The sequence below is a fragment of the Flavobacterium sp. genome (assembly GCF_046317795.1).
In the GTDB taxonomy this organism is placed as follows: domain Bacteria; phylum Bacteroidota; class Bacteroidia; order Flavobacteriales; family Flavobacteriaceae; genus Flavobacterium.
In genome coordinates this window covers 34,300-52,658 of record NZ_JBKCVI010000123.1, presented here as the reverse complement: position 1 = coordinate 52,658, position 18,359 = coordinate 34,300, and the positions used below count along the sequence as shown (strand labels likewise).

Here is an 18,359-nt window from a genome sequence, read left to right as displayed (position 1 = left end):
TGGCAAGTTTTACAGCTAGTAATCTAGTTGGCGAATCTATGAAAACGGGGATGAAAAAGATTGAGCCAAACAAGAAAAAAGGGACTAACCATAAAATTAATGACGAGGAAGAACCAACCGAGACTGATGTGTAATATTGATTCCATCAGAATTTGAGTGGGTATTACCAAAATATGCATTATTTTGAAATATAAAGCCCATAAATTAAACCATTAAGAAATTAAGAAACATTAAGCCTTAATTTACTTAATTTCTTAATGGTTTATCTTATAACTAAAACCCACAAATTCTTGGTAAAACAATAAAAAAGAGACCTAATCGCCTCTTTTTCTTTTTATATACCAATTGATTGCTATTGGAATTAGTGTTTTCAAAATCGTCCCATACGTTCCTGATGAGAAATTTGAAACGCTTTCCAAAATCTTATTAACTTTCCTAAACGGAAGAATACTTTCTTTGGTTTTATCAATGCTCAATACAATCTTTTGATATTGTATTTCCCTTTCCATTTTTAGGATTTGTAACTCTTGCTCGATTTCGGCGTAGGATGAATATTTTTTGGTTTCCATAATTAATCATTAAAAAATATTTCGGAGAATTTCTCTAAAATGGGGCCTTCAACAATTCTGTCTTTTACGAAGAATAAAAGTAACGCTAAAACTAAATAAATACCCGCTACACACAAAAAACCTAAAGGGTAACTGTTCAACATCTCGCCAAAAACAAAAGCTCCTGCGATTGATATAAACAGTAAAACAATCATCAAACAAAATGCGATTAAGAAAAACTTAACCATCAATGTGGTTGACTTCATGGCAACTTTAAAACCCCAAAGTTTATAGTACGCTAGACTAGTTTCTATATATGCTTTGGTATTTTCCTGAATGCCTTCTGCATTTTGTTTTAATTCTTCAAAAGCCATTATTTGTGAAGTTTTGCGTTTTGTTTTTTTAGCTCGGCTAATTTCTCTTCCAAAAAAGTAATTGCTTCCTCCGCCTTGTAACTTGAATCAGAGAGCAAATCATTAACAGTGTCTTTCAAATCGTCTTTTGTTTTTGAGAACTTTTCTTTGGTTTCTGTTTCAAGGAAGTCCCATTTTGATTTGGCGCTGTCTTTCAAATCATCTAAACCATCCTTGATTTTTTCTCTTGTTTTTGAACCTTTATCCGGAGCAAATAAAATTCCTAATCCCAATCCGACTGCTGCTCCAGCAAGAAGGGCTAAAATACTATTGTTGTTTGAACTTGACATGATTTCTATAATTTAATTTCAAATAAAGTTACGAAAAAAAAATTGTTTTCAACATTAAATAGAAGTTAAACATCGGTAATAACATCAAAACCTTTAAAACTTCCTACAATTGCTAGGCCAATCACTTTCTTTGCTAATTGTTTGTTTTTAATTTTTCCAGCTATTTGATTTAAAGTTGAGCCAGAACCAACCGCATCATCAATTAAAAGAACATTTTTATAGGACACATTCCCTTTTACAACAAAGGTGTTTTCTGCATTGCTAATTCTCTCTTCAATTTTATTTAAAGATTTTTGTGGAACCGGTATTAAACCGCCAATTTTTTGAATTTCTATACTTGGTAAATTAATTTTTAAACCGTTGGCTAATACTTTCATTAGTTGAGTTTCACGTCTTATTGTTGGTGGAACATAAGCTATGGCATCAATTTTATAAACTGAAATTAGCGTATTTATTTTTTCTTTAATCTCATCAATTAAAATAGTCATCAACATCTTGTTCTGACCTTGTTTTGCGTAATGTAAAATAGTTCCAAGTCGTGTTTTTCCAAATCGTTCTATGGCATAAAAATCAAGATAAAGTAATTCGTCTAATAAAATTTTATCATGACCTTTAGTGTTTTTTAGCTTTTCTAAACCCGATATTAATCCGTTTTTATCAATATATTGGTTGTATTTGTCTTTGGTTAAAATAAATTCATCAATAGTTTTTTCTAATGGTAAACTACGTTTTTCACACCAGTTTTCAAATGCTTCTAATCCGTTAAGAAGTTGGCCTATTTCGGTTATTAGAATAAAATTATCTTGTAAAAACTTTTGTTTTTCGACTGGAATAATAGCAGTCGTAATAGCTTTTTTATTAGTAATAACTTTGAGTTTATAAATAGTTTTGGGTGTTCTACCTATTTTATCGATAAAATTATTATCTATCAACGTATTTAAAACCAAATGTACCATCTGTTTGGAAGCATGGATTTCATTTACAATTTCCGTTACACTCAATTCCTTTTTTATTTCAAAAAGCTGAATGATTTTTTCTTTAGCAGTCATATTTTACTATTTACTATCAATAGTCAAATATAAAATAAAAATAAAACAACACAAAATATTTTACTATTTACCATCAATAGTCAAATATAAAAACCGTTAAATTAATTAAAATCGAAATAAGGTGATTGCTGAAGTGTTTTTTGCTGAAATATAATTTCACTAGAATTAATTTTAAAAATTGCTTAAAATTAAAATATAAAAGCCGTTTTTAATAGTTTTACTATATCCATTTTAAATCAACTATAATATAATCTAATAATAGAAAAAGTCAACATTTCTGTTGACTTTAATCTATAAAAACTATACTTTATTTATTCTTTACTTTCCACTTTTGCCCAAGTGTCTCTCAAGCCAACAGTTTTATTAAAAACTAATTTTCCTCCCGAAGCTTCGGGAGAAGAATCTTTATCAACACAATAATAGCCCAAACGTTGGAATTGGAAACGTTCTCCGTTTTTGGCAGTTGCTAAACTAGGTTCCAAATATCCTGTAATCACTTCCAATGAATTTGGATTGATGTATTCTTTGAAATCAACCTCTTTATCGCCATCTGGATTTTCATGAGTAAACAAACGGTCATAAATTCTAACTTCTGCAGGAATTGCATGGGCAATAGAAACCCAATGAATGGTTCCTTTTACTTTGCGTTGAGAAGCTTCTGTTCCGCTTCCACTTCTAGAATCTTCGTCGTAAGTGCAATGAATTTCGGTTATTTTTCCGGCTGCATCTTTTACAACACTTTCCCCTTTGATGATATAAGCATTTTTCAAACGCACTTCTGTTCCTAAGGTCAAACGGAAAAATTTCTTGTTGGCTTCTTCCTGAAAATCTTCTCTTTCGATATACAATTCTTTAGAAAAAGGCACTTTTCTAAATCCTAAACTTTCGTCTTCCGGACTGTTTTCGGCATCTAAAATTTCTTCTTTCCCATCAGGATAATTAGTAATAACCAATTTTACGGGATTTAAAACCGCCATCACACGAGGTGTTGTTTTATTCAGTTCTTCTCGAACGCAAAACTCTAAAAGCGAAACGTCAATAAGATTTGTTCTTTTTGCAATTCCGATAGTAGTAGCAAAATTCCGGATTGCCATTGGTGGATATCCACGACGACGCATTCCCGAAATGGTACTCATTCTTGGATCGTCCCAACCAGTAACGTGTTTTTCTTCTACTAATTGCAATAATTTTCTTTTTGAAACAACCGTATGAGAAAGATTTCTACGCGCAAACTCTCTTTGCTTTGGACGAACAGGAAGTTGAGAATCTGAAACAAGTTCAGATTGAATCTGGTCTAAAAACCAATCGTATAATTCTCGGTGTGGCAAAAATTCGAGCGTACAAAACGAGTGTGAAATTTGTTCCAAATAATCGCTTTCGCCATGCGCCCAATCATACATTGGATAAATACACCAATCATTTGCTGTTCTGTGATGATGTGCATGTAGAATTCGGTACATAATTGGATCACGCATCAACATATTGTTGGCATTCATACTTATTTTGGCGCGAAGAATGTGTGTTCCGTTTGGAAACTCCCCGTTTTTCATTCGCGTAAATAAATCTAAATTTTCTTCAACAGAGCGATTTCTGTATGGTGAATCCGTTCCTGGACTTGTTGGCGTTCCTTTTTGCTTTGCCATGTCTTCAGAAGATTGGCTATCCACATAAGCTTTTCCTTTTTTGATAAATTCGATTGCCCAATCGTATAATTGCTGAAAATAATCAGAAGCGTAACATTCATTACTCCATTGAAAGCCGAGCCATTCGATGTCTCTCTTGATAGCGTCAACATATTCCTGCTCTTCTTTTGCTGGATTGGTATCATCAAAACGCAAGTTTACCGGCGCATTATAATCAATGCCTAAGCCAAAATTTAAACAAATCGCACTAGCATGACCCACATGCAAATACCCATTAGGTTCTGGCGGAAAACGAAAACGAAGTTTATCTTTCGACAAACCGTTTTTCAAATCTTCTTCTATAATTTGTTCAATGAAATTAAGCGACTTCTCTTCTGTAGACATAGTAATTTTCTATCTTTTGACAAAGATAGAAAATGTTTAAAGTTTAAAGTTTAAAGTTGTTTAAAAAAGCTAGAAAACATAGTAACTTTGAACTTTAAACCTGAAACATAGAATATATGGGAACTATAAAACTACAAAATATCAGAACTTTTTCATTTCATGGATGCTTAGAAGAGGAAGCTAAAATTGGTTCCGATTACCGTGTTGATTTAGAAATTAAAACTGATTTAAGAAAATCTTCAACTACTGATGAACTCAAAGATACGGTTGATTATGTGCTTTTAAACAAAATTGTTGTTGAAGAAATGGCTGTTCGTTCCAAGTTATTAGAACATGTAGGCCATAGAATTATTGTTAGAATTTTTAGTGAAATACCCGAAGTATCGAGAATTCTGTTAGCGGTTTCAAAACTCAATCCTCCTATTGGTGGTGATGTTGAAGCGGTTACTATTGAAATGGAAGAATACAGGAGTTAAATACGATTTACGAAGTTGGAAGTACGAAGTAGTTAGAAAACTTTTTAAACTTTACACTTTTAAACTTTAAACTTTTTAGTATATTTGCCGTCCAACTGGCATCGTGGCCGAGTGGCTAGGCACCGGTCTGCAAAACCGTATACTCCGGTTCGAATCCGGACGATGCCTCAAGAGAGTTACTAGAAATAGTAGCTCTTTTTTTTTGTCATTCTGAGGAACGAAGAATCTAAAAAATTGATTAAAGTTATGTTCGAACCCGTCCCGAAGTTTCGGGAGATGCCTCAAAAGAGTTATTGTAAATAGTGGCTCTTTTTATTTGTTATTGCTTCGCCAGCCTGCCTGACGGCAGACAAGTTCGAGCAAAGCTCTCGAACTTGAAGAACGAAGAATCTAAAAATTATTTAAAAGTTAATTTAAAAAAGTGCTCGAATAGCTTTAAAGGAAAGGTTTTTAGAATTAAATTACTATGGATAAGTAAAACTAAACGAGCATTTGTAACTAACGGCTGTTATAAACTGGCTCTATGATATGTAATTAATCTGCAACGCCTTACTTTACCATCTTTCTCTGTCTGACTATAAAACCAAATTTGGCCAAAAACAATTCTTATCAAAGCACCATTTAGGCATTGGTCACCATCCATTTGAGTAAGTCTAAAAAACCCTTTTTCTTTTTTAAATGTGCCTTTTCTAATATCGACCATCCACTTTTTGTAATTACTTATAGTGTCTGTGGTTTTTTTAAAGTATTTACGGTTTTCAAAAGTCTTGTCGTTATTCAACTCCATTTCATATACTAATGTATCTTGTGCTTCGCCACGCAAATGCAATATGTATTTTTTCCCGTCATTTTGAGAAAATACAGAAATGTGAAAAATTAAAAATAACAAGAAGAATAAAATTATTTTTCCCATAACACAGAGCTATTTCTCTTTCTCCAACTTTTCAAAAGCAGAATTTACCATTTTTTGTTCATTGGGAAACCACGCTTGTGAAAGTAAAAAAACTCCACAAACAATTAGAATAATACTAATAACTTTCTTAATCAAAAGAATGTTTTTTGGATTAAGTTTATTACGTAATTGTTTGGCTAATAGAATTTTAAAAATGTCAGTTATAAAATAAGTAACTATTAAAGTGGAGAAAAAAGTCAACATTCTAGAGGTTTTCAATTCTAGTTGTGGACCTACAGTTATCAAGATAGCTAACCAAAAACCAAGCACGCCAATGTTAATGAAATTCAAGAAAAAACCCTTAAAAAACAAAGATAAATAATTGGTTTTTGCTAATATTTTTGGATCAATTTCATCGATGCTTTTTTTAGATTCTTTTCTGTTTTTTGCAAATGATATGATTCCATAAGTCAACATCACTAATCCGCCAAAAATAAACAATGCTGGATCGTCTTTTATACTTTGTATTAATCGGTAACTACTAAAAAAAGCTACGATAATAAAAATTATGTCGGCTAAAACAACACCTAAATCAAATACAATAGCTGCCTTGAATCCTTTTACGACACTCGTCTCTAACAAAACGAAGAATACTGGTCCAATCATAAAACTTAGAAAGAAACCAAGTGGGATGGCTGATAAAATATCTTTAACTACTATCATTGTTACAATTTTGACACTGCAATTTAGAATTTAAAATCTATATTTTAAAATAAAATTACTTTGCTTGTTCAATAGTTCCGCCTGCTATTACTTTTTGATTAATTTGTTTTGGTTTACCATAAATGGTGATTTCTCCTCCAGCACGAACTTTTGCATCGACTACATTTGTTGCAAAAACAGCTGCTTGTCCACCAGCATTTGCCGTAATGGTTGTTTGACTGGTTAGTAATTTTTTTGCCTCATAAATTCCTCCTGAATTCACTAAAACATCTTGAGTTGATGCTTTTCCTTCCAAAGATACTGTTGAACCATCTGAAACTTTACTTTTTAATTTTTCTACATCAAGCAATAGTTTTATTTCAGAACCTTCTTTGACTATTATATCAAAAAATGTTGCTTTAATTGTGTCTCCACATGCTATTCTCGAACCTTCATTTGCTTCAACAGCATCAAGACTTTTAAAATAAACTGTAACCGAAATATTGTCTCCAGACATTATTTTAGTTAAAGGCATTCTAATTTTTAATTCGCCATTTTTATTGACTAACTCTACTTCTTCAGCATCTTTTCCATCAAGTTGCACTTTATTTTCATCACTTGGAACAAGAAAAACATCAATACGATCAAAGGAAGTTACTTTGTTAAAATTGCCCATATTTTTGGTTTCTTGAGCAAAAGCAACTGTACTAAATATTAATAAACTAAAAACAATTTTTTTCATATTAAAAAATTTACTGAATACTAATAACTGAAAACTGAACACTACCTATTCCTTTCTTCTAATAAAATGAAAATCCAATTGTTTCTTAACTAAATCCGCATTTTTTACTTTTACAAAAACTTCATCTCCCAATTGTAAAATACTATCTGTAGCTTGACCTACTAAGGCATATTGCTTTTCGTCAAATGTATAATAATCTTCTTTTATTTCGCGAATACGAACCATTCCCTCGCATTTGTTTTCAATAATTTCTACATAAATTCCCCATTCTGTAACTCCTGAAATAACTCCCAAAAACTCTTGATCTTTATGATCTTGCATGTATTTTACTTGCATGTATTTTACCGAATCTCTTTCGGCTTGAGCCGCTAAACCTTCCATATCACTGGAATGAGCACATTTTTCTTCGTAAATATCAGCATCAGCTGATTTTCCTCCATCTAAATAATAATGCAATAATCGATGCACCATCACATCAGGATAACGACGAATAGGCGAAGTAAAATGACTGTAAAAATCAAAAGCTAAACCATAATGACCAATATTTTCGGTAGAATATTTGGCTTTACTCATGCTTCTAATGGTTAACGTATCTACTAAATTTTGTTCTTTTTTTCCGTTGACATCATTTAGTAATTTATTCAATGATTTTGAAATATCGTATTTCGATTTCATATTTATCGCATAACCAAACTTAGAAATCACCGTTTGCAGGTTGATTAACTTATCTTCATTGGGTTCATCGTGAATTCGATATACAAACGTTTTCTTTTGTTTTCCAATAAATTCAGCCACTTTTTTATTGGCCAACAACATAAATTCTTCAATTAAATGATTAGCATCCTTAGATATTTTAAAGAAAACACCAACAGGTTCTGCATTTTCATCTAAATTGAATTTTACTTCTACTTTATCAAAAGAAATGGCACCTTCAGCCATCCTTTTTCTTCGCAGAATCTTAGCTAATTCATCTTGTTTTAAGGTGGCTGCTACAATTTCTGCTGGCACTTTATACTCCTTTCCTGTTAATGAAATCTCAGCAGGAATAGCACCTGATTTTGTTTCTATAATTTGTTGTGCCTCTTCATACGAAAAACGTTGGTCAGAGAAAATAATAGTTCTACCAAACCATTGATTAACAACTTCAGCTTTTGGTGTTAATTCAAAAATAGCAGAAAACGTATATTTTTCCTCATGTGGTCTTAGCGAGCAAGCATAATTTGATAAAACTTCAGGAAGCATTGGAACCACTCTATCAACTAAATAAACAGAAGTTGCTCTTTTATATGCTTCATCATCAAGAATAGTTCCTTCTTTTAAATAATGAGAAACATCAGCAATATGAACACCAATTTCATAATTTCCATTATCTAAAACTTGAAAGGAAAGTGCGTCATCAAAATCTTTAGCATCTTTTGGATCAATAGTAAACGTGAGTACTTTTCGCATGTCTCTTCGTTTTGCAATTTCATCTTGAGTAATAGAAGTTTCTAGTTTATTAGCATATGCTTCCACTTCAATCGGAAAATCATACGGCAGACCATATTCAGCTAGAATGGCGTGAATTTCGGTATTGTGTTCACCAGGTTTTCCAAGTACTTTTATAACAGAACCAAAAGGTGAGTCGGCTTTTGCTGGCCAATCTTCTAGTTTTACCAAAACTACATCTCCATGTTCAGCTTCCCCTAATTTGTTTTTTGGAATAAAAATATCCGTATACATTTTAGCATTAGCTGTAGTTACAAATCCGAAATTTTTCTGAATATCGATAACGCCTACGAATTCTGTTTTGTGTCTTTCAACTATTTCGATTACTTCAGCTTCTGGTTTTCTAGAACTTCTTCGGTTATACACATACGCTTTTACTTTATCATTATCTAAAGCATGATTCAAATTTATAAAAGGGATAAACACATCATGTTCTAATTCATCACAAACAAAATAGCCCGTTTTTCTAGAAGTCATATCAACTACTCCTTCATAATATTGCTTACTGGAAGCTTTTACGAGGTATTTACCAGGTTCAGATTCTATGATTAATTTTTGAGCAGCTAAAATTTTTAAATCTTTAATTATTTCATTTCTGCTTTTAGTATCGTCTAATTCTAAAATAGCAGCTATTTGTTTGTAATTGAAAGGTTTATTGGCGTTTTTAGATAATATTTTAAATATTTTTTCGGAAAAGGTTTTCTCATTTTTTCCGAACTTTTTGGGTTTCTTTCTCATTGTATCTTTAGTATTATTGCTGAAAATTACGAAGAAGTATTAAGATTTATAGAATTAAGTATTAAGATTTATAGAAAAAATAACATTTTTTATTTTTATAAAAAAATTAGAGTTTTCAACAATCATTAGAATTATCAAAAAAAATATTAAATTAAATTTAAATTTATGATGGTTATTATAGCGTGTTAATAGTTGTAATAACTTTTTTTAAATAATCATATTTTAAAAGTTATCTAAACTTATACAGAGAAATTAACAATGTTAAGTAATTGTAAAGTTCTTAAAATGAGTAAATATTTATTTTTTATTAACAGCTGTTAATATATTAAAAATAACTTATTTTTTTAATAAGTTTTTGTATTGTTTTTTGTTGAAAACCATCTTATTTATGCTGATAAAATTTATAAAAAAAAGAGAAACTAATTTTGATTTTTTAATTACAATTTTGCATTACAATTTATTTACACACAACCAAGAAAAACTTCTAAAATTCTATCCTAAGTTGTTAACAACAAATGTTAATTTAAGGTTAACTGATTATCAACGAATTGCAAATAGCTATTAACAATCTGTATTTTTAACAATTTTATTAAATAAAAAGTATTGATTTTCAATTAGTTATATAAATTAATACGTTAGTAAAAAATCTTAGTTTTTAAATATCAAGTAGTTGCAATAAAGCAAAATTCTAACTAATAGTTTGCTTAAATTTGTACACCTAACCACATATAAGACACTATGAAAATATCTATCGGAAACGATCATGCCGGACCAAATTATAAGAAAGCTATTGTAGCTTTTTTAAAAGAAAAAGGACACCAAGTTTTAAACCACGGAACCGATACTTTTGATAGTGTTGATTATCCCGATTTTGGTCACCCAGTTGCTTTAGATGTTGAAACCGGAAAAGCAAATTTTGGCATCGTAATTTGTGGTTCAGGAAACGGAATTAACATGACTGTAAATAAACATCAAGGAATTCGTTCTGCATTATGTTGGACGAAAGAAATTGCGGCGTTAGCTCGTCAACATAATGATGCCAATATAATTAGTATTCCTGCTCGATTTACCTCCATACAACAAGCGGTAGAAATGGTAGATACTTTCTTAAATACCAATTTTGAAGGCGGAAGACACGCCACTCGAGTGGATAAAATAGCCTGTAAATAAAAAAGAAAGATGCTTCAAAACCTAAGTTCAGTAAGTGATTATAACAGTTTGAGTAGAAAAGTAGCATTACTTACTTTTTTGCTTGGAGGATTTATTTTAGCGCTATATTATTTCACAGCATATAGCGGAATGATTTATATAAGTATCTTTTTTATGATTGCTTTTTTTATTTTGAATATAATTCTTTCATTATTTCTTATTTCATTATTTTTCAAAAACAAAAAAGAAAGAAAATCTATTTTAGTAACTTTATTTTTGATGTTGCTAAACGTACCTATTGGCTATTTGTTTTTACAGATTGGCTTTAAAATTTATGGTATTTTAAACAATTAAAAAATGAGCGAAGTTCATATTCATAAACATGAAGTAAAAAGCAAAAACTTAGTTTATTCTATTTTACTAAATCTGCTTATAACCATTGCTCAAATAATAGGAGGAATAATTTCGGGAAGTTTGGCTTTAATCTCTGATGCACTTCATAATTTTTCGGATGTTCTTTCATTAGTTTTCAGTTTGGTTGCTAATAAATTATCAAGAAGAAAAGCATCTATTGATCAAACTTTTGGTTACAAAAGAGCCGAATTAATAGCAGCATTTGTAAACGCTTCCACACTTGTTATTGTTGCATTAATTTTAGTTTATGGCGCAATAAATCGTTTTTTTAATCCACATCCAATTCAGTCAGTATTGGTAATTTGGTTGGCTTTATTAGGAATTCTTGTCAATGGTTTTTCAGTTTTGTTATTACAAAAAGACGCTGCGCACAACATTAATATGAAATCGGCCTATTTGCATTTACTGACCGATATGATGGCGTCTGTGGCTGTGTTGGTTGGCGGTTTATTGATGAAATTTTACGGCTGGTTTTGGGTTGATAGCGTCATGACAATTGCTATTGCTATTTATTTAATAGTTGTAGGTGTTAAATTATTAATTACTTCCACAAAAATGCTTATGCTTTTCACACCTGATTATATTGATATTAAAGAAATAGTTCGCGAAGTACATAAAATACCTGGAGTAAATAAATTACATCATATTCACGTTTGGCATTTGAATGATGAAGAATTGCATCTGGAAGCTCACCTTGATTGTTCGGAAGATATTAAGATGAGTGAATTCAATGTTTTACTTCATGAAGTAGAACATGTTTTATTTGAACAATTTCATATTAATCATATTAATATTCAACCCGAATTTAATAAAGAAGACCCAAAAGATTTTATCGTTCAGGATTAAATACCCTAACTTTATATCATGATTCTTATAGACCAAAATTATATTAAAAAAATAGTCATAAAACGATTGCCTAACTCTCATAAAGGCAATCATGGACATGCTTTTATAATTGCCGGAAGCAAATCTAAAATGGGAGCGGCGATTATTGCTACCAAAGCATGTTTAAGAGCTGGAGTTGGATTAGTTACAGTTAGTGTTCCCAAAAAAGAAAGAGCAACCATTTTCACTTCAATTCCCGAAGCGATGATAGAATTTAGGGAAGAGAAAAACGATTGGGAAAAATACAATGCTTTTGCAATTGGTCCTGGAATGGGAACAGATAAGCAAGCCGAAAGAAAACTAGAATTATTGAAAGAACAAGTGAAATCTCCAATTGTTTTTGATGCTGATGCTTTGACTATTTTAGCCAAAAATCAAAATTTATTAAAACAAGTTCCAATAAATTCGATTGTAACACCACATGTAAAAGAATTTGATCGGCTTTTTGGAAATCACGATTCTGAAACCGAAAGAAGGACAAAAGCCGAAACTAAAGCAACAGAATTAAACGCTATTATTGTACTCAAAGGAAACAAAACGTTCATTACTGATGGAAAACAATCATTTGAAAACACCACAGGAAATTCTGGCTTAGCCAAAGGCGGTTCGGGAGATGCATTAACCGGAATCATCACCGCTTTTTTAGCCCAAGGATACGAACCCATTAATGCGGCAGTTCTGGCGGTCTACATCCATGGATTAGCAGCCGATATTACATTAGAAACACAAAGCGAAGAAAGCATGTTGATAACCGATGTAATTGAAAACCTTGGAAAAGCATTCAAAAAAATTCAAAAATGACCAGCATACAATTCATTCAAAATCAAATAACGGCTTCTCCAAAAAATATAGAAGCTACATTAAAATTACTTTCTGAAGATTGCACCATTCCCTTTATATCCCGTTATAGAAAAGACCAAACCGGAAATTTAGATGAGGTGGTTATTGAACAAATTGCCAAGCTTTCCAAACAATATGATGACATTGTAAAACGGAAAGAAAGTATTTTAAATACAATAGAAGAACAGGGACAACTATCACCAGAATTGAAAGCTAAAATTTCTAATAGTTTCGATTTGCAAGAGATAGAAGATTTGTATTTACCTTATAAAAAGAAGAAAAAAACCAAAGCAGATATTGCACGTGAAAACGGATTGGAACCTTTGGCAAAAATTATTTTTGCCCAAGGAAAAGAGGACATCGATTTTATTTCAACGCAATACATCAATGCTAAAGTCAAAAACGAAGACGAAGCTCTGCAAGGTGCACGTGACATTATCGCCGAATGGATAAATGAGAATGTTTATATCCGAAAAAATCTGCGACGACTGTTTCAAAGAAATGCGATTATCGAAACCAAAGTGGTTAAGAAAAAAGAAACTGAAGTAGATGCTCAGAAATTCAAACAATATTTCGATTGGGCTGAACCCATTTCAAAAGTGCCTTCCCACCGATTGTTAGCGATGCTTCGTGCAGAAGCAGAAGGATTTGTGAAACTCAATGTTGAAATAGAGCAGGAGGAAGCTATTGATTTTATAGAAAAGGAAATTATAAAATCCAATAACAATACAACAGAACATTTAGAACTAGCGATAAAAGACAGTTACAAACGCTTGTTAGAACCAGCCATTTCCAACGAAACCTTGCAAGAAGCTAAAGCCAAAGCGGATAGTAAAGCCATCGATGTTTTTGCAGGAAATTTGAGTCAGTTATTACTGGCGCCGCCATTAGGAGAAAAAAGAATTCTTGCAATAGACCCAGGTTTTAAAAGTGGTTGCAAAGTAGTTTGTTTGGACGAAAAAGGCGATTTGCTATATAACGAAACGATTTACCCGCATGCGCCACAAAAAGAAGATGTTATGGCGATGAAGAAAATCCGTTCAATGGTGAACGCCTATAACATTGAGGCCATTTCTATCGGAAACGGAACGGCAAGTCGTGAAACCGAATTTTTTATAAAGAAAATAGCATTTGATAAGCCAATACAGGTTTTTGTAGTTTCGGAAGCGGGCGCATCGGTATATTCGGCGAGTAAAATTGCGCGTGACGAATTTCCAAATTTCGATGTAACCGTTCGAGGTTCGGTTTCTATTGGACGAAGACTTTCAGATCCTTTGGCCGAATTGGTAAAAATTGATGCAAAATCTATAGGAGTTGGACAATACCAACACGATGTGGATCAAACCAAATTGAAAGAAGAACTAGATAATACAGTAATTCGTTGCGTGAATTCGGTTGGAGTTAATATAAACACAGCTAGTAAATCATTGTTGAGTTACGTATCTGGAATTGGTGAAAAAATGGCTGAAAATATTGTAACTTATCGTCAAGAAAACGGACCTTTTGAAGACCGAAAACAACTCAAAAAAGTACCTCGCTTGGGCGAAAAAGCTTTTCAACAATCCGCCGCTTTTATCCGAATTAAAGACGGAAAAAATCCTTTAGACAATTCGGCAGTGCATCCAGAAGCTTATGGAATTGTCGAAAAAATGGCGGCAGCTTTGGGTTTAAAAACCAACGATTTAATTGCCAATAAAGAAAAAATTTCCAAAATAAAACTAGAAGATTTCGTCACCAAAGAAATTGGAATTCTGTCGTTAAAAGACATTGTTAAAGAATTAGAAAAACCAGGATTAGATCCAAGAAAGGCTGCCAAAGTTTTCGAATTTGATCCGAATGTTACTGCAATAAAAAATGTGAGAACGGGAATGATTTTACCCGGAATTGTCAACAACATCACTGCCTTTGGTTGTTTTGTCGATATAGGAATAAAAGAAAGCGGTTTGGTTCACATTTCCCAACTCAAAGCAGGTTTTGTTTCCGATGTAAACGAAGTGGTGAAGTTGCACCAACACGTTCAAGTAAAAGTGTTAGAAGTTGATGAGGAAAGGAAACGAATTCAGTTGACGATGGTTTTGTAATATTTGTTACCTTTGTTATTATGTATAAAGAAATAACCATAAACGATTTTTCTCAGCATCTTTTTTGGGATGTGGATTTGAATGGATTTGACTTAGATAAATACAAAACCTTTTTTATTCAAAGAGTGTTGGAGTATGGAAACATAAAGGATTGGAACTTGATAAAAAAGTTATATGGTATGGAGGCCATAAAAGAAGCATCGTTGAATGCAAGAAGTTTAGATGCTGTTACGCTTTCTTTCGTTGCAACTATTTTTAATATTGATAAGACAGAATTTCGATGTTACAAACACAGACAGTTGTTCCCGAACTTATGGAACTCTTAAAAAAAATTATGTCTGAAAAAACTTTTTCAGATTTTAATTTAGTTGGAGGTACGTCATTAGCATTACAAATAGGTCACAGAAACTCAATTGATATTGATTTGTTTGGAAATCAACCTATAGATTTTGAATTGTTTATTGCTATTTTAAAAAAAATAGGAAAAACAGAAATCTTTAAAAGTTCTAAAAATATTTTGATTACACAAATCAATGAAATTAAGGTTGATTTTGTAAATTATACGTATCCATTACTCGAAAAACCTTTTGAAATAGATGGTATTCGGATGCTTTCAAAAAAAGATATTGCTGCTATGAAATTGAATGCTATTGCGGGAAGAGGAAGCAAAAAAGATTTTATAGACTTGTACTTTTTGCTCAATGAATTTTCATTGAGAGAAATGATGGATTTTTATTGTTCGAAATATCTTGATGGTTCAGAATTTATGGTTTATAAAAGTCTATCCTATTTTGAAGAAGCCAATCTTCAACCAGAACCAAAAATGTTCAAAGATTTCAATTGGGAAATTTGTAAACAAAAAATCATCGAAGAAGTAATAAAATTGTAAAAAATTCAGTTTTCATTATAACTTCAAAATCCACGAGCTCATTTTGTCTAAAACTTGTGGAGCAATGGTTTGTTCTAATTGCCCATATTCTTCCACCGAACCCGTTTTTGCTTCTTGAAAAAGATGATTCAGATTTGGAAATTCTACTATTTCAATTTTTTTATTATTTGCTTTTTCCAATGAAGCTTTGATTCCGGCTAAATTTTCTTTTGAAATTACTTGTAAATCTTTAGAGCCATTTAGCGCTAAAACAGGAATTTTTAGTTTACTCCAATATACATCCGGATTGATTTTCATGAAATAAGTAAACCATGGAATGCTTATTTTGCTGCTTTCTTGTTCTGCAGTATTGGCAATTTCATCTGCAGAAGGTTGTTGCTCTTTAGGTAGTTTCTGCATATTGGCAATAAGAATTTTTTTGACTTCACCTTTCAAATCAGTCCCGTTATAATTCTTGATAAGTGCATAAATTTCACGGTTAGTTACTTCTGTTGATTTTAATTCTTCTTCTGAAGCTCCAGCAGATTTTGCTAACGCATTAGACTGTAATACTAATAATTCATCTGTTGGAATTCCTGGCCCAGCCATTGAAATAACAAATTTCACTTTTTTATTTTGAGAAGCCACCATTGGCGCTATAATTCCGCCTTCGCTGTGTCCAATTAAACCAATGTTTGTAAATCCTTTTTGATCTAAAAATGCAACAGCAGCATTGGTGTCTGTTGCAAAAGTTTGGGTTGTCATAGCGGCACTTGCACCGTTTGAACCTCCAATTCCTCTATCGTCAACGCGTAAAACGCCAATTCCTTTTTTGGCAAAATCGTCGGCAATTACCCAAAATTCTTTGTGTCCAAAAAGTTCAGAATCCCTGTTTTGTTGTCCAGAGCCCGAAATTAAAATTACAATCGGAAACTGTTTTTTGTTTTTAGGCAAGGTTAAGGTTCCTGCCAAAATGGTATTATCTGTAGGATTAGTAAAAGTCACTTCTTCTATGATGTAGTCAAAAGGCGGTTTTGGTGTTTGAGGTCGTTTTAAAACAGACTCGCCCGTTTTGATTTTAGATAAAATCAACGGTAAACTCATTTGACCTTGTGTAAAAGTGCCCTCAATTTTGTCGTTTTTAAGCGTTCCTTTATAGGTAATACCCATTTCATTTGCTTTTATTTCAAGTTCATTTTTTTCAAATGTTGTTGAGGTAACCGGAATATCTTTTGCTCCTTGCTTTGGGCTATCCATAGTTGTTTTGAGGGCGTTTCCGATTGGTTTAATGTTAAACACTAGCGGTAATTTGTTTCCTTGAATATCGAGTTCACCTGTCCAAGAGCCGCTTATTTCTTGGCTAAAAAGTGAGGAAAAACAAAAGAAAAAAGCAATTGAAAGTAGTGTAGATTTCATAAAGGGAAAGTATTTAATGGTAAATATAAAAAATCCCAAAATCCAATCAATATCATTGGAATTTGGGATTTATCTTTTTGTGATTTTAAAGAAATTATTCTTTATTTTGCTTCGCCTGTTCGCCCATTTGAGCTCGAGTCTTCTTCTTTTTTAGTTTCTGTTGTGTCGTCTTTAGCCGCTTTTTTAAATTCTTTTACTCCGCTACCCAAACCTTTCATTAGTTCTGGAATTTTTTTACCTCCAAAAAGCAACAAAATAACAGCCAAAATCAACATCATTTGTGGGAATTCAATGGCGCCAAGAAATATAGTTAAAAAGTTCATAATATTTTTTATTTAAATAAATATTAGGCAAATGTAGAAAATAAATTAATAGTAGGCATCGATTTAACGTTAAAGAACGTTAAAGTTAATAAAATACAAAGCAGATATAATTTTCTATCTTTGTCACATATTCCATTCTTATGTCTGAAAAACGGCTAAAACGCAAAATACTAAAGAAAAAATTGTTCACAAAAAACCGATTGGTTATCTTAAATGAGGAAACCTTTGAAGAAGTTTTTTCTTTACGATTAACATTGATGAATGTTTTTGTGGTAGCAACTATTGGCGCTGTTCTAATTATTTTTGTAACGACCTACATTATTGCTTTTACACCACTTCGCGAATATATTCCTGGATACGCCTCTACAAAATTAAAAAAAGACGCCACAGAATTGGCCTTGAAATCAGACTCCTTAGCAAATGCTTTGAAGAAAAACGAAGCGTATATTGCTTCCATAAAAAAGGTATTGACAGGTGATTTAGATTTTGCTAAATTTAACAAAGACTCTATAACAACATCAGATTTAGAACCAGTTTCAGAGGAAGATTTAAAAATTTCTAAAGCCGAACTAAAGTTGCGAGAAGAAGTTGCTAGAGAAGATAAATTCAATTTATTTGAAAAAGCAAAACCAAAAACAGGAGTTGTTCTTTTTCCACCAATAAAAGGAATGGTAACGGAGAAATTCAATCCAAAAATCAAACATTATGCAGTTGATGTTGCGGTGGCAAAAAACACACCAATAAAATCTATTTTGAACGGAACAGTAATTTTTGCAGATTGGACACCAACAACAGGAAATGTGGTAATCATAAGACATAATAATGGTTTTATTTCGGCATATAAACACGCAGCATCAGTTACGGTTTCTCAAGGAGATAAAGTAAGATCGGGCGAAGTAGTAGCCCTTGCAGGTTCAACTGGACAAGAGTCAACTGGCGTTCATTTGCATTTTGAGTTATGGAAAGACGGTTATCCGATTGATCCAAGTGTTTTTATAGAATTTGAATAAACGTTATA

At 32.0% G+C, this 18,359-nt stretch carries 20 protein-coding genes and 1 tRNA gene; 10 read left to right on the top strand and 11 right to left on the bottom strand.

Annotation, left to right across the window (positions count from 1 at the left end):
• Nucleotides 1–314: 314 nt before the first annotated feature.
• The 5 genes from ACK5ON_RS07395 to ACK5ON_RS07375 form a co-directional block, all read right to left on the bottom strand.
• On the bottom strand, nt 315–569 hold the full coding sequence (locus tag ACK5ON_RS07395; protein ID WP_396172877.1) for a DUF6327 family protein: 255 nt from the start codon (nt 567–569) through the stop codon (nt 315–317).
• Nucleotides 570–571: 2 nt separating this feature from the next.
• Nucleotides 572–922, bottom strand: coding sequence for a competence protein (locus ACK5ON_RS07390; RefSeq protein ID WP_396172875.1), 351 nt, complete (start codon nt 920–922; stop codon nt 572–574).
• The gene (locus ACK5ON_RS07385) at nt 922–1,251 is read right to left on the bottom strand and encodes a YtxH domain-containing protein (RefSeq protein WP_409821290.1); all 330 of its coding nucleotides are present in this window, start codon (nt 1,249–1,251) and stop codon (nt 922–924) included. Before ACK5ON_RS07385 ends, ACK5ON_RS07390 begins: the two co-directional genes overlap by 1 nt.
• Before the next feature lie 65 nt (nt 1,252–1,316).
• On the bottom strand, nt 1,317–2,300 hold the full coding sequence (locus ACK5ON_RS07380) for a hypothetical protein (protein WP_409821288.1): 984 nt from the start codon (nt 2,298–2,300) through the stop codon (nt 1,317–1,319).
• Nucleotides 2,301–2,611: 311 nt separating this feature from the next.
• A complete protein-coding gene (locus ACK5ON_RS07375) occupies nt 2,612–4,327 on the bottom strand; it encodes a glutamine--tRNA ligase/YqeY domain fusion protein (protein WP_409821285.1) in 1,716 nt (571 codons plus the stop codon).
• Nucleotides 4,328–4,443: 116 nt separating this feature from the next.
• On the opposite strand from ACK5ON_RS07375, the gene folB reads away from it, so the two are divergent.
• Together folB and ACK5ON_RS07365 are read left to right on the top strand one after the other, a co-directional pair.
• The gene (gene folB / locus ACK5ON_RS07370; RefSeq protein ID WP_409821283.1) at nt 4,444–4,803 is read left to right on the top strand and encodes a dihydroneopterin aldolase; all 360 of its coding nucleotides are present in this window, start codon (nt 4,444–4,446) and stop codon (nt 4,801–4,803) included.
• A 97-nt stretch (nt 4,804–4,900) separates the two neighbouring features.
• Nucleotides 4,901–4,971 (top strand) — tRNA-Cys (locus ACK5ON_RS07365).
• A 340-nt stretch (nt 4,972–5,311) separates the two neighbouring features.
• On the opposite strand, the gene ACK5ON_RS07360 is transcribed toward ACK5ON_RS07365, so the two are convergent.
• Genes ACK5ON_RS07360 through rnr form a run of 4 tightly spaced genes read right to left on the bottom strand, consistent with a single transcriptional unit; the run spans nt 5,312 to nt 9,365 of the window.
• A complete protein-coding gene (locus tag ACK5ON_RS07360) occupies nt 5,312–5,716 on the bottom strand; it encodes a hypothetical protein (RefSeq protein ID WP_409821281.1) in 405 nt (134 codons plus the stop codon).
• Between the two features lie 9 nt (nt 5,717–5,725).
• On the bottom strand, nt 5,726–6,418 hold the full coding sequence (locus ACK5ON_RS07355) for a LysE family translocator (RefSeq protein WP_396172865.1): 693 nt from the start codon (nt 6,416–6,418) through the stop codon (nt 5,726–5,728).
• Nucleotides 6,419–6,473: 55 nt separating this feature from the next.
• Nucleotides 6,474–7,139 (bottom strand): head GIN domain-containing protein, encoded by a 666-nt coding sequence (locus ACK5ON_RS07350; protein WP_409821279.1) that lies wholly within the window; start codon nt 7,137–7,139, stop codon nt 6,474–6,476.
• Between the two features lie 45 nt (nt 7,140–7,184).
• Nucleotides 7,185–9,365 (bottom strand): ribonuclease R, encoded by a 2,181-nt coding sequence (gene rnr / locus ACK5ON_RS07345; RefSeq protein WP_409821277.1) that lies wholly within the window; start codon nt 9,363–9,365, stop codon nt 7,185–7,187.
• A gap of 738 nt (nt 9,366–10,103) precedes the next feature.
• Between rnr and rpiB the strand changes: the two genes are divergently transcribed.
• The 7 genes from rpiB to ACK5ON_RS07310 are packed head-to-tail and all read left to right on the top strand — an operon-like array spanning nt 10,104 to nt 15,623.
• Nucleotides 10,104–10,535, top strand: a complete 432-nt coding sequence (rpiB, locus tag ACK5ON_RS07340) for a ribose 5-phosphate isomerase B (protein ID WP_409821275.1) — start codon at nt 10,104–10,106, stop codon at nt 10,533–10,535.
• Nucleotides 10,536–10,544: 9 nt separating this feature from the next.
• The gene (locus tag ACK5ON_RS07335) at nt 10,545–10,868 is read left to right on the top strand and encodes a hypothetical protein (RefSeq protein ID WP_396172859.1); all 324 of its coding nucleotides are present in this window, start codon (nt 10,545–10,547) and stop codon (nt 10,866–10,868) included.
• Nucleotides 10,869–10,871: 3 nt separating this feature from the next.
• Nucleotides 10,872–11,774 (top strand): cation diffusion facilitator family transporter, encoded by a 903-nt coding sequence (locus tag ACK5ON_RS07330; protein ID WP_396172857.1) that lies wholly within the window; start codon nt 10,872–10,874, stop codon nt 11,772–11,774.
• A gap of 18 nt (nt 11,775–11,792) precedes the next feature.
• Nucleotides 11,793–12,614, top strand: coding sequence for an NAD(P)H-hydrate dehydratase (locus ACK5ON_RS07325; RefSeq protein ID WP_409821272.1), 822 nt, complete (start codon nt 11,793–11,795; stop codon nt 12,612–12,614).
• Complete coding sequence (locus tag ACK5ON_RS07320; protein ID WP_409821270.1) at nt 12,611–14,734, top strand: Tex family protein; 2,124 nt, start codon at nt 12,611–12,613, stop codon at nt 14,732–14,734. The genes ACK5ON_RS07325 and ACK5ON_RS07320 overlap by 4 nt, the downstream gene beginning before the upstream one ends.
• A gap of 20 nt (nt 14,735–14,754) precedes the next feature.
• Nucleotides 14,755–15,060, top strand: a complete 306-nt coding sequence (locus ACK5ON_RS07315; protein WP_409821268.1) for a DUF6922 domain-containing protein — start codon at nt 14,755–14,757, stop codon at nt 15,058–15,060.
• A gap of 8 nt (nt 15,061–15,068) precedes the next feature.
• Nucleotides 15,069–15,623 (top strand): nucleotidyl transferase AbiEii/AbiGii toxin family protein, encoded by a 555-nt coding sequence (locus ACK5ON_RS07310; protein WP_409821266.1) that lies wholly within the window; start codon nt 15,069–15,071, stop codon nt 15,621–15,623.
• Nucleotides 15,624–15,638: 15 nt separating this feature from the next.
• Here ACK5ON_RS07310 and ACK5ON_RS07305 read toward each other — a convergent pair whose 3' ends face one another.
• On the bottom strand, nt 15,639–17,018 hold the full coding sequence (locus ACK5ON_RS07305; RefSeq protein WP_409821263.1) for an alpha/beta hydrolase family protein: 1,380 nt from the start codon (nt 17,016–17,018) through the stop codon (nt 15,639–15,641).
• Between the two features lie 101 nt (nt 17,019–17,119).
• Complete coding sequence (locus tag ACK5ON_RS07300; RefSeq protein WP_396172849.1) at nt 17,120–17,341, bottom strand: twin-arginine translocase TatA/TatE family subunit; 222 nt, start codon at nt 17,339–17,341, stop codon at nt 17,120–17,122.
• A gap of 182 nt (nt 17,342–17,523) precedes the next feature.
• Here ACK5ON_RS07300 and ACK5ON_RS07295 point away from each other — a divergent pair, with 182 nt between their 5' ends.
• Entirely contained in the window at nt 17,524–18,351 is an 828-nt protein-coding gene (locus ACK5ON_RS07295; protein WP_409821260.1) for a M23 family metallopeptidase, read from the top strand.
• Nucleotides 18,352–18,359: the final 8 nt, after the last annotated feature.